At 69.7% G+C, this 12,446-nt stretch carries 8 protein-coding genes; 6 read left to right on the plus strand and 2 right to left on the minus strand.

Annotated elements, in window-relative coordinates; all coding sequences use genetic code 11:
• Nucleotides 1–114: 114 nt before the first annotated feature.
• Both WYM_RS17615 and WYM_RS17620 read left to right on the plus strand, forming a co-directional pair.
• Nucleotides 115–2,268, plus strand: a complete 2,154-nt coding sequence (locus WYM_RS17615; RefSeq protein ID WP_019182167.1) for a DEAD/DEAH box helicase — start codon at nt 115–117, stop codon at nt 2,266–2,268.
• A 144-nt stretch (nt 2,269–2,412) separates the two neighbouring features.
• Nucleotides 2,413–3,441, plus strand: a complete 1,029-nt coding sequence (locus tag WYM_RS17620) for an ATP-dependent 6-phosphofructokinase (protein WP_019182168.1) — start codon at nt 2,413–2,415, stop codon at nt 3,439–3,441.
• Nucleotides 3,442–3,978: 537 nt separating this feature from the next.
• Here the strand turns inward: WYM_RS17620 and WYM_RS17625 are convergent.
• Together WYM_RS17625 and WYM_RS17630 are read right to left on the minus strand one after the other, a co-directional pair.
• The gene (locus tag WYM_RS17625; protein WP_019182169.1) at nt 3,979–6,114 is read right to left on the minus strand and encodes a S9 family peptidase; all 2,136 of its coding nucleotides are present in this window, start codon (nt 6,112–6,114) and stop codon (nt 3,979–3,981) included.
• Between the two features lie 33 nt (nt 6,115–6,147).
• Nucleotides 6,148–7,776, minus strand: coding sequence for a molybdopterin-dependent oxidoreductase (locus WYM_RS17630; RefSeq protein WP_019182170.1), 1,629 nt, complete (start codon nt 7,774–7,776; stop codon nt 6,148–6,150).
• Nucleotides 7,777–8,022: 246 nt separating this feature from the next.
• Here WYM_RS17630 and WYM_RS17635 point away from each other — a divergent pair, with 246 nt between their 5' ends.
• From WYM_RS17635 to WYM_RS17650, 4 genes are all read left to right on the plus strand, one after another.
• Nucleotides 8,023–9,327: an inorganic phosphate transporter gene (locus WYM_RS17635; protein ID WP_051008173.1), complete on the plus strand. Its 1,305-nt coding sequence runs from the start codon at nt 8,023–8,025 to the stop codon at nt 9,325–9,327.
• Nucleotides 9,324–9,656: a hypothetical protein gene (locus WYM_RS17640; RefSeq protein ID WP_019182172.1), complete on the plus strand. Its 333-nt coding sequence runs from the start codon at nt 9,324–9,326 to the stop codon at nt 9,654–9,656. The genes WYM_RS17635 and WYM_RS17640 overlap by 4 nt, the downstream gene beginning before the upstream one ends.
• A 39-nt stretch (nt 9,657–9,695) precedes the next feature.
• Nucleotides 9,696–10,595, plus strand: coding sequence for a phosphodiesterase (locus tag WYM_RS17645; RefSeq protein ID WP_019182173.1), 900 nt, complete (start codon nt 9,696–9,698; stop codon nt 10,593–10,595).
• A gap of 133 nt (nt 10,596–10,728) precedes the next feature.
• Complete coding sequence (locus tag WYM_RS17650) at nt 10,729–12,207, plus strand: aspartate ammonia-lyase (RefSeq protein ID WP_019182174.1); 1,479 nt, start codon at nt 10,729–10,731, stop codon at nt 12,205–12,207.
• Nucleotides 12,208–12,446 lie beyond the last annotated feature (239 nt).

The raw sequence follows: 12,446 nt of genomic DNA on the forward strand, positions 1-12,446 counted from the left end.
GCTCCATTCCCGCGTTCGCGACGGCGTCCGCGCCGCCCGCGGGAGCACGCACAACCATCGGTGTCACATCCGATCATCGCCGGCCCCGATCCGGCACTCACGCTCAGGAGGAGCATGCCGACCACGGCACCCGCCCACACGGCGCAGCGTCGCCGCAAGTCCTCGTCCGCGCGCCGCGACGACGACGCCCCCATCATCCCGATCCTCGCCCGCAAGGTGCGCGAGGTCGAGGCGAAGGCCCAGCGAGGCAAGCTCGGGCCGACCAACCGCGTCAAGTTCCAGGTCATCGCGTTCCTGGTGCGCGAGGAGCGCGCGCGGGTGAAGGCCGACACCGAGATCACGGATGCCGTGCGCGCGGAGCTGCTGAAGCGGCTCGACGGCGTCGCGACCATCCTCGCCAAGACCGCCGCGCGAGACACCTCGCTGATCCAGCTCCTCGAAGTCGATCAGGCCACTTCGCCCGTCGCGCGCCGCATGCGCCGCGACTGGCTGCTCGAGTCGGGAGCGGAGCTGCCGCCCGACGAGCTCATCATCACCGACGTCGCGCCGATCGCGGTGAATGTGGTGCCCGCGGCCCTGGCCGAGCGCCAGGTCGTGCCGCCCCAGGTCGAGGCCCGCCAGATGGCGAATCCGTTCCTGGCGCCCGATCTCTCGCTGCGCGCGCCGAAGGAGACGCCGCGTCGCCGCCTGGACAGCTGGGAGCTCATGGGCCCGCTGTACAAGGCGTTCGAGACCGGTGCCGGCGGCTCCAGCGCATCGATGGACCTGCCTCCCGTCCCCGAGTTCGACCGGCTGTCGCCGAAGGGCCTCGAGGTCATGCCGCACCAGTCGCGATTCCTGGAGTCGGTGCGCGACGGCCACCGCACCTTCCTGCTCGCCGACGAGCCGGGCCTCGGGAAGACCGCGGAGTCGGTGCTCGCGGCATCCGTCGCCGGCGCGTATCCGCTCCTGGCTGTCGTGCCCAATGTCGTCAAGATGAACTGGGCACGCGAGGTCGAGCGCTGGACGCCGCACCGCCGCGCAACCGTGATCCACGGCGACGGCGAAGACATCGACGCGTTCGCCGACGTGTTCATCGTCAACTACGAGATCCTCGATCGCCACCTGTCGTGGCTCGGGTCGCTGGGGCTCAAGGGCATGGTCGTCGACGAGGCGCACTTCATCAAGAACCTCAGCTCGCAGCGCTCGCAGAACGTGCTGGCGCTGGCATCGCGCATCCGTGAGCAGGTGCACAACCCGCTGCTCCTCGCGCTGACCGGAACGCCGCTGATCAACGACGTCGAGGACTTCGACGCGATCTGGCGCTTCCTCGGCTGGACGACGGGCGAGAAGCCGGGACCCGCGCTCATGGAGAAGCTCGACGAGACGGGGCTGACCCCAGCCGACAAGGCGTTCTACCCCGAGGCGCGCGAGGCTGTCATCTCGATGGGCATCGTGCGGCGCAAGAAGAAGGATGTCGCCGCCGACCTGCCCGACAAGCTCATCGCCGACCTGCCGGTCGAGCTGGACGACGAGTTCGGCCGTTCGATCCGCCAGGCGGAGCGCGAGCTCGGCGAGCGGCTCGCCGCCCGGTACCGCCGCATCATCGAAGCCCGCGGCGACCGCGGCCTCGCGATCGGCGAGGTGGATGCCGACATCGTGCGCCTGGTCGCCCAGAACGAGCTCGAGGAGGCCAAGGCCGCCGGCACCGGCTCCGAGAACGTGTTCACGATGGTCCGTCGGATCGGTCAGGCCAAGGCGCTTCTCGCTGCGGACTACGCCGCCCAGCTGCAGCGCTCGGTCGGCAAGGTCGTCTTCTTCGCGAAGCACATCGACGTCATGGACGCGGCCGAGGCGCACTTCGCGTCGGCGGGCCTGAAGACGGTCTCGCTGCGCGGAGACCAGACCACCACCGCACGCCAGCAGGCGATCGACTCGTTCAACAACGATCCCGACGTCGGGATCGCGGTCTGCTCGCTCACCGCCGCCGGCGTGGGCGTGAACATGCAGGCTTCGTCGAACGTCGTGCTGGCCGAGCTGTCGTGGACCGCAGCCGAGCAGACGCAGGCGATCGACCGCGTGCACCGGATCGGCCAGGACGAGCCGGTCACCGCGTGGCGCATCATCGCGGCGCACACCATCGACACGAAGATCGCCGAACTCATCGACTCGAAGCAGGGGCTCGCTCAACGCGCCCTCGACGGAGAAGCGGTCGACCCGCAGTCGAGCGACTCGGTGCAGCTCTCGGCGCTCATGCACCTCACGCGTCAGGCGCTCGGGGCGGCTTAGACACGCGACCACGAGGAGGATGCGCGACGGCCCGGCGCGCGTCCTCCTCGCGTTTCCGCCGTGTGGCAGGGTGCGGCATCCGGCACTAATGTCGGGTGAGGCAGCGTCGCCGACTCTCTTCACCCGACAGCGAGGAACACAGCTATGAAGATCGGCATCCTGACGAGTGGCGGCGACTGCCCCGGACTCAACGCGGTCATCCGCGGCGTCGTGCTCAAGGGGACGACCTCGTACGACCTGGAGTTCGTCGGCATCCGCGACGGCTGGAAGGGCGTCGTCGACGGCGACTTCTTCCCGCTGACCCGCCACGAGGTCAAGGGTCTGTCGAAGGTCGGCGGGACGATCCTCGGCACCAGCCGGACCAACCCCTATGAAGGCCCGCGCGGCGGCGCCGAGAACATCGCGAAGACGATGTACGGCCACCGGCTCGACGGCATCATCGCGATCGGCGGCGAAGGCACGCTCGCGGCCGCCAACCGCCTGGCGAACGACGGCATCAACGTGCTCGGTGTGCCCAAGACGATCGACAACGACCTGCGCGCCACCGACTACTCGTTCGGCTTCGACACCGCCGTCAACATCGCCACCGACGCGATGGACCGCCTGCGCACCACCGGCGACTCCCACCAGCGCTGCATGGTGGCCGAGGTCATGGGCCGGCACGTCGGCTGGATCGCGCTGCATGCGGGCATGGCCGCCGGCGCGCACGCCATCTGCATCCCCGAGGTGCCGATGTCGATCGACGAGATCTGCGCGCAGGTCACCAAGGCTCACGACCGCGGTCGTGCTCCGCTGGTCGTCGTGTCGGAGGGCTTCACCCTCACCGGCATGGACGAGGCTTTCAGCGACAAAGGACTCGACGCCTTCAACCGCCCGCGTCTGGGCGGCATCAGCGAGGTCCTGGCGCCCGAGATCGAGCGCATCACCGGCATCGAGACGCGCTCGACGGTGCTCGGCCACATCCAGCGGGGCGGGTCTCCGTCAGGCTTCGACCGCGTCCTGGCGACGCGACTGGGTCTGCACGCTGCCGACGCCGTCGTCGACGGTGCCTGGGGCCAGATGGTGGCGATGCGCGGCACCGACATCGTGCGGGTTCCGTTCGCCGAGGCGCTCGGCGAGCTCAACACCGTCCCGCTTTACCGCTACGAAGAGGCCGCCGCCCTCTTCGGCTGACCCGCGGTCGGGCTGGCCGGTTGCCGAGAACAGGTGTTCTGCCGAGAACAGGCCTCTTCCGGCATCCGTCGTCCTGTCTGCGCCAGATCACCTGTTCCAGGTAACGGGACGGCGGGCGTGGATCGCTGGCTGATCGCCGTGACCGACAAGGCAGCGCGCCGGCCACTTGCTGAGCACAGGTGCTATGGCGTCAAGAGGCACGGCATTGGTCGTCCTGCGTGCGAGGGATCACCTGTTCCAGGCAACGGGGCGGCGGTGCGCGCCCTGCGCGATCGCAGTCAGCACGGTGTGCCCTGCGACGGGTGACGAGGGGAGGTTCCGCGATCCGAGGCATGCCGGCCAGTGTGGCGCGGCGCGCAGACCCTTACCCGGCCACCGAGACGATCCGTGGAAACGGCCCAGCCCACGCCGGGTTGGGGAGCGGGCCGATCGTCGTCCTGCGTGCGCCAGAACACCTGCTCTGGGCGCTGGAGCGGGGGCAGACGGCGAGCGGATGCCTCGGCCGAAGCATCCGATCGCCGGCCCCCGCGACAGGGATCAGGCGTCGGCGACGCCGAGGGTGTCGAGCAGCCAGGCGAGCTCGAACGCCCGCTCACGCCACGCGTTGTAGCGGCCGCTGACGCCGCCGTGGCCCGCCACCATTTCGCACTTGAGGAGCGCGTCGGCGCCGACCTCGCGCAGCCGCGCCACCCATTTCGCCGGCTCGACGTACAGGACGCGGGTGTCGTTGAGCGAGGTCACCGCGAGGACCTTCGGGTATGAGGCATCCGTCCGCACGTTCTCATACGGCGAGTACGACTTCATGTACGCATAGACGTCGGGATTGTGCAGCGGATCGCCCCACTCGTCCCATTCGATGACGGTGAGCGGGAGCGAGGGGTCGAGGATCGTCGTCAGGGCGTCCACGAAGGGCACGTCGGCGAGGATGCCCGCGAACAGCTCGGGCGCGAGGTTCGCGACGGCGCCCATCAGCAGCCCACCCGCCGACCCGCCCTCGGCGACCATCTGCGCGGGGGTCGTGTATCCGCCGTCGACCAGATGCCGCGCGCTGTCGACGAAGTCGGTGAAGGTATTGCGCTTGTTGAGGAGCTTGCCGTCCTCGTACCACTGGCGTCCCATCTCGCCGCCGCCGCGGACGTGGGCGACGGCGAAGACGACTCCGCGGTCGAGCTCCGACAGGCGCGCCACCGAGAAGCCGGGCTCGATGGAGTGCTCGTACGACCCGTATCCGTACAGGTGCACCGGACGGGGCGCGGTGCCCACCTCGCCGAAGGCCCGCTTGTAGACCAGTGAGATGGGGATCTGGGTGCCGTCCTGCGCGGTCGCCCACACACGGGACTGCGCGTAGTCGTCGGGCTCGTATCCGCCGAGGACCGGCTGACGCTTGCGCAGGTGCAGCTCGCGCGTCGCCACGTCGAAGTCGTACACCGTCCCTGGCGTCACGAACGAGCCATAGCCGAGGCGCAGCAGCGGCGGCGCCCACTCGGGGTTGCCGCCCGTGCCCACCGAGTACAGCGGCTCGTCGAATGCGATCTCGCTCACGCCGCCGGTGGTGTAGTCGAGCATCCCGAGGCGCGCGAGTCCGTCGCGGCGGTAGCCGACGACGCCCCAGTCCCGGAAGGTCGACACGCCCAGCAGCCGCTCGCCCGGGCGGTGCGGGATCACGACGGCGCGCTCGCCGGCCGGGTCGGATGCCGGGACACGGACAAGCTCGAAGTCCAGGGCTCCGTCGTTGTGCAGCACGAACAGCACGTCCTCGCCGTCGATGACGGCGTGGGCGCTCTCGTACTCGACGCCTTCGGTGCGCGGCCACACCACGCGCGGCTCGGAGCGCAGGTCGGAGGCATCGACCAGCCATTCCTCTGACGTGATCGAGGAGCCGATCTCGATCATGAGGTAGCGGTCGCTGCGGGTGAAGCCGGCGCCGACCCAGTAGCGCTCGTCGGGCTCGTGGAAGAGCTTCGCGTCGGCGTCGACGGGGGTGCCGAGCTCGTGCAGCCACACGGTGTCGGGGCGCCACGCGTCGTCGACCGTCGTGTAGACGATGAAGCGCCCGTCGGGCGAGAAGGTCGCGCCGGCGAAGGTGCCGGGGATCTCGTCGGAGAGCTGCTCGCCCGTGTCGAGGTTGCGCACCCGCACGGTGTATCGCTCGTCGCCGGCGACATCGACGCCGTACAGCATGAGCGTGCCGTCGTTCGAGATCTCGAAGCTGCCGAGCGAGAAGAACTCCTGGCCCTCGGCCTCGACGTTGCTGTCGAGGAGGATCTGCTCGCCGGGCACCGCGGTGTCGGGCGTCAGCTCGGGCGGGGTCCAGTCGTCGGGGGAGGCGAGCGGTGCGCGGCACTGGATGCCGTACTGCTGGCCTTCGACGGTGCGACCGTAGTACCACCACTGACCGCGGCGGGTGGGCACCGAGAGATCGGTCTCGAGCGTGCGGCCCTTGATCTCGCCGAAGATGCGCTCACGCAGCTCCTCGAGATGCGCGGTGCGCGCGCGCGTGTAGGCGTTCTCAGCCTCCAGGTGTGCGATGACCGCTGCGTCCTCCTTCGCCCGGAACCACTCGTAGCGGTCCTCCACCTCGTCGCCGTGGTGGGTGCGGACGATCGGCCTGGCCTCGGCGATCGGTGCGGACGTGGGGGCGGATGCTGCGGCAAGCGTGTCGTCGACGGTCACACGTCCACGCTAGTCGAGCCCTCCGGCACCGGCTCAGCGGACGGTGATGAGCAGGCGCTGCCAGCCGGCCGAGCCGTCGGGAGCGATGGGTGCGCGCTCCTGGATCTGGACGGTGCCGTCGTTGTCGACCGCCCGCGCCGTGATGTAGTGCGTGCCCGGCGTCGCCTCCCACCCCAGCCGCCACTGAACCCAGGTGTCGTCGTTGAGAGGCGTCGAGAGCTCCGCCGGCTGCCAGTCGCCGTCGTCGATCGAGACCTCGACCCGGTCGATGCCGATCGTCTGAGCCCACGCCATTCCGGCGATCACGGCCCCGCCGGCGTCGATGGGCGTGCCGGCGCGCGGGGTGTCGATGCGCGACGACATCTTGATCGGAGCCTTGGCGCTGTAGCCCCGCGGCGTCCAGTAGGCCTCGTCCTTCTCGAACGTCGTGACGGTCAGCTGCGTCAGCCACTTGGTCGCCGACACGTAGCCGTACAGGCCGGGGACGACCATGCGCACAGGGAAACCGTGTTCGAAGGGGAGCGGCTCGCCGTTCATCGTGACGGCGAGGATGGCGTCCCGGCCATCGTCGGTGAGAGTCTCGAGCGGCGTGCTGGCGGTGAAGCCGTCAACGCTGCGCGAGAGCACCATGTCGGCGCCGCCGGTGGGCTTCGCCAGTCGCAGCAGGTCGCGCACCGGCACACCCGTCCAGATGGCGTTTCCGACGAGCCCGCCGCCCACCTCGTTGGACACGCAGGTGAGGGTGATCGCGTACTCGTCGAGCCCGCGGTCCAGCAGCTCCTGGAAGGTGAGCTCGAGCGGCTGCTCGACCATGCCGTCGATGGTCAGCCGCCACGTCTGCGGATCGACCGAGGGCACGGTCAGCGCGGTGTCGACGCGGTAGAAGTCGCTGTTGGGCGTGATGAGGGGTGAGAGGCCGGGCACGTCGAGCTCAGCGCCCGCGGGAATCGACACCTTCGACCGCGGCGCGGGCAGACGAAGGGCCTCGCGGATGCCGGCGATCGAGCTCGTCGCGGCGGACACCGCCCGCGCTCCCACCCCCACCACGACCGCTGCGGCAGCGGAGACCAGTGCGAGCGTGAGGAAGGCGCGACGACTCGGCGCGACGGCGGATGCGCCGGCCGCGGGCTCCGCGGTCGCGTCGGCCGTGCTCGAGGAGCCATCGCCCGCCGCAGCGCCGGCTCCGGGGGAGGACGTCGACGCCGCATCCCGCCACGCACGGAGCCGCCGCGCCAGCAGCCACAGGACCGCACCGCCGGCGGCGGCTCCGGCCAGCGGCGGCAGGAAGGCGAACATCGTCACGCCGGCCCGGGTGAGAATAGCGGCAGTCGCGAGGCCGGCTCCGACCGTGAGGAGGACGACGCCCGCGAACGGCTTGGCCAGCTCGAGCATGCCCGCGATCGACGAGGCGACCACGACGGCAAGGCCGAGGCCGGCCAGCAGAGCGATCTTGTCGTACTCGCCGAAGGTGCTGATCGCCAGCTCCTTGAGCGGCTGCGGCACGATGTCGATGACGAAGGAGCCGACGGCCAGGAGCGGGCTGGCCTCCCGGGCGACCAGGAGCGCCATCAGCTCGGCGGCGGCGAGCAGCACGGCCGCCGAGACGATCCCCGCACCGGCGCCGAGCAACCAGAAGCGCGCCCCCGCAATCCGCGTTCGCATGTGCCGCCCCTCCGTCGCGGACGCACCTGCGCCCGCTGTTTGTTCGCGGCCGCCCCGGGACCGGATTGGACGCCGCGACCATCCATCCGGGCGTCGGTCGGGCATCAGCCCCGTCGAGTTGTTCCTCCGGGCCGCCGCTGTAGGATTCTTTCTGGCCGGTTGCCGGTTCCTGAACTCCTGGTGAACTCTTCGTTCGTCACGCCGATCCCGTCGGCATCCACATCCCTTCTTCCCGGAAAGCGAACGGTGGAAACCGCAACCCTCATCATCGTGCTGGTGATCGTGCTGGCTCTGTTCTTCGACTTCACGAACGGCTTCCACGACACGGCCAATGCGATGGCGACGCCCATCGCCACCGGCGCGCTCAAGCCCAAGACCGCCGTCCTGCTGGCGGCTGTGCTGAACCTCGTCGGAGCTTTCCTGTCGACGGAAGTCGCCAAGACCATCTCGGGCGGCATGATCCGGGAGGACGAGATATCGGCCACGGTCTTTCCGGCGATCATCTTCGCGGGACTGATCGGGGCGATCACGTGGAACATGCTCACGTGGCTGCTCGGGCTGCCGTCCTCCTCATCTCACGCTCTGTTCGGCGGGCTCATCGGCGCCACGCTCGTCGGGGTCGGGTTCATGGCCATCGACTTCAGCGTCGTGATGTCCAAGGTGATCCTGCCGGCGCTGATCGCGCCGCTCACGGCCGGGATCATCGCGTTCACCGTGACCAAGCTCGCCTACGCGATCACGCGCCGCTACGACAGCAAGGCCGACGGCCGCTCCGGCTTCCGTTTCGGACAGATCTTCACGTCGTCGCTCGTGGCCCTCGCGCACGGCACCAACGACGCGCAGAAGACCATGGGCGTCATCACCCTCGCGCTCATCACGGTGGGCTGGCAGTCGCCCGAACAGGCCGACCCGCAGACGTGGGTGATCTTCGCCTGTGCCATCACCATCGCGCTCGGCACCTACATGGGCGGATGGCGCATCATCCGCACTCTCGGCAAGGGGCTGACCGAGGTGAAGCCGGCGCAGGGATTCGCCGCCGAGAGCTCGACTGCGGCCACGATCCTCGCTTCCAGCGCCCTGGGCTTCGCACTGTCGACCACGCAGGTCGCGTCGGGCTCGGTGATCGGCTCGGGCCTCGGGCGCCGCGGATCGCAGGTGCGCTGGCGCACCGCAGGCCGCATCATGATCGGCTGGATTCTCACGCTTCCCGCTGCCGGCGGCGTCGGCGCGCTCGCAGCGCTCATCGTGGTGTGGCTCGGGTTCTGGGGCATCGTGATCGATACCGTGCTGGCCGTCGTCATCGTGCTCGCGCTCTTCCTGCGCTCGCGCCGTGACCAGGTCACGGCAGCGAACGCCATGAGCGAAGTGGCCGAGTCGGGGCGGGCGGTGAAGGTGAAGCGCAACCCGCCGCCCACCCGCCGCCAGCGGGCGATCGCCCGCGAGGAGGCTCGGCGTGCTGCCGCCGAGAAGTCCGCTGTGAAGAGGGCCGAGAAGGCAGCCAAGGCGGCCGAGCGAACACCGCCCGCTCCCGAGAACGGAGGCGAGCGATGATCGCCATCGACTGGATCGCCTTCGTCCAGGTCTTCGTCGCTGCGCTGACCGCGGCGGTGCTCGTCGTCGGTTTCTACGCGCTGGGCCTGCGGCTGCTCGTGCGCGCGGGACGAGCGCCCGTCGTCGCTCCGGTGGAATTCACCGACGCCATCACCGTCATCTCCGAGAAAGAGGCCCGCCGAGCCGCGAAGGCAGCCGCCAAGGCGGCCAAGCGCAGCCCGCTCACCGACGCGCAAAAGCGCCTCGCGCTGGTGGGGGCGTACGGGTCGTTCGGCGTGTGCGCGGCGGCCGTGCTCGGCGGTCTGCTTCTCATCGTGTTCAACCACTGACAGCCGGGGCGCGTCGGGACCACCGCCTAGGCTGAGGCCATGAGCGTGCAACTCGGTCAGTACCCGCCCGCACGGCGGACGATCCTGCATCTCAGCGATACGCACCTCTTGGCGGGCAATCGGCCGCTCGGAGGGCAGTACGACACAGCGGCCAATCTCGCTCGGACCCTCGCCGCCGCCGAGGCCACCGGCATCCGTCCCGACGCCATCGTCTTCACCGGCGATCTCACCGATCTCGGCGAGCCCGAAGCGTACGCGGCGCTGCGCGAAGCGGTGGAACCCGTGGCGGCCCGCCTCGAGGCGCCGGTGGTCTGGGTCGCCGGCAACCACGACGAGCGTCCTGCTCTGCGACGCGGACTCCTCGACCTCGACGCGACCGAGGATCCGGTGACCGGGGTCTGGGATCTCGGCGGTCTGCGGCTGATCGCCCTCGATACGACCGTGCCGGGATGGCACCACGGCGACCTCGACGAGGCGCAGCTGTCGTGGCTGCGAGACGTGCTGTCGGAGCCGGCACCGCTGGGCACGATCCTCGCGCTGCATCATCCGCCGCTGCCGTCCCACGTGCCGCTGTTCGACATCCTCGAGCTGCGCGATCAGCGGCGCTTCGCGAACGCCGTCGCCGGCACGGACGTGCGGGCGATCCTCGCCGGGCACCTGCACTACTCGACCAGCGGGACTTTCGCCGGCATCCCCGTGAGCGTGGCCGCCGCCAGCTGCTACACGATGAACCTCTCGCGCCCCGCCGTCGACGTGAACGGCATGGACGCCGGCCAGTCGTGCCAGCTGGTGCACGTCTACGACGACACCATCACCCACGCGGTCGTGCCCGTCGTCGAGGCTCGCACCGGGGACTACTTCTCGGCGGAGTGGGTGGAGCGGATGGCGCGGCTGACGCCCGACGAGCGGCTCGAGGCCTTCTCGCGCAAGCGTCCCTGACTCCGGGGCGTGCGCCATCGCGTACGTTGACGCACCAGCGGTGTACGTCGCGTACAACGCCCGTGCGGCAGGTCGCGAGTAGTGTCGAGGCATCCCCGCACACCGCTGTGATCGACCCACAAGGACTGCACACATGGCTCTGGACGCAATGACGCGAACTCGCACCGAGACCGATTCGCTGGGAGCTCTCGAGATCCCCGCCGACGCATACTGGGGCATCCACACCGCCCGGGCGCTGGAGAACTTCCCGATCTCGAAGCGACCGATCTCGGTCTACAAGGACCTCGTCAAGGGTCTCGCGATGGTCAAGCAGGCCTCCGCCCGGGCGAATAAGGAGATCGGCGTGCTCGCGCCCGAGAAGGCCGATCTCATCGACCGCGCCGCGCAGCTGGTGATCGACGGCCAGTTCCACGACCAGTTCGTGGTCGGGGTCATCCAGGGCGGCGCCGGCACCTCGACCAACATGAACGCCAACGAGGTCATCACCAACATCGCCCTCGAGCTGGCGGGTCGCGAGAAGGGCGACTACGCCTTCCTCTCGCCCATCGACGACACCAACCGCAGCCAGTCGACGAACGACGTGTACCCGACCGCCATCAAGGTGGGTCTGGGCCTGGACCTCCTCACCCTGCTGGACGAGCTCGAGCTGCTGCGGCGGGCGTTCCTGGCCAAGGCCGTCGAGTTCCATGACGTGCTGAAGGTCGGCCGCACGCAGCTGCAGGACGCCGTGCCGATGACGCTCGGTCAGGAGTTCCACGGCTTCGCCACGACTCTCGGCGAGGACCACAGCCGCCTCAAAGAGAACGCGTACCTCCTCTACGAGATCAACATGGGTGCCACGGCCATCGGCACCGGCATCACCACACATCCGGGCTACGGGCAGGCGGTGCTCCGTCATCTGCGCGAGATCAGCGGCCTCGACCTCGATCTGGCGACAGACCTCGTCGAGTCGACGAGCGACACCGGCGCCTTCATGTCGTTCTCGTCGTCGCTCAAGCGCAACGCGATCAAGCTGTCGAAGATCTGCAACGACCTGCGGCTGCTCTCCTCCGGACCTCAAGCCGGCTTCGGCGAGATCAACCTGCCGGCGCGCCAGGCGGGCTCGAGCATCATGCCCGGCAAGGTGAACCCGGTGATCCCCGAGGTGGTGAACCAGGTGGCGTTCGCCGTCGCCGGCGCCGACCTGACCGTGACCATGGCGGTCGAGGGCGGCCAGCTGCAGCTGAACGCGTTCGAGCCGGTCATCGCGCACTCGATCTTCCAGTCCATCACCTGGATGCGGCGGGGGATGCACACACTCCGCGTGAACTGCGTCGACGGCATCACCGCCAACCGCGAACGCCTGGGCGCAATGGTGGGCTCGTCGGTGGGCGTCATCACGGCGCTGACGCCCTTCATCGGCTACTCGGCGGCAGCCGCGCTCGCCAAGACGGCGCTGCTGACCAAGCGCAGCGTCGCCGACCTCGTGGTCGAGGCCGGGCTGATGTCGCGCGAGGACGTCACCAAGCAGCTCTCGCCCGCGCGCCTGTCGGGTCTCGAGACGATCACCGCCGCGATCTCGGTGATTCCGCAGGAGGCAGCCGAGCCCGGCGACGATCCCGGAGCTCTGTAGGCCCTCGGCGCCGTACGGGAGCGGGCGGCGCGGGCGATTGCCCGCCGCCTCGATCTGCCGATACGGTCATGCTCAGTCCCACCACGAGAGGAATCGACATGACCGACCCGCAGAATCCCGCCGACCCCGCCCCTCCCGCCGGCGCGAACGTGCCGCCGCCGCCCGCGTACGATGCCGCCCCGTCCGCCGCACCGGCTGCGGCGCCCGCCTACGACGCAGGCCCGCCGGCCGCACCCGCC

Source organism: Microbacterium yannicii PS01 (genome assembly GCF_000304335.1).
Classification (GTDB): Bacteria; Actinomycetota; Actinomycetes; order Actinomycetales; family Microbacteriaceae; genus Microbacterium; species Microbacterium yannicii_A.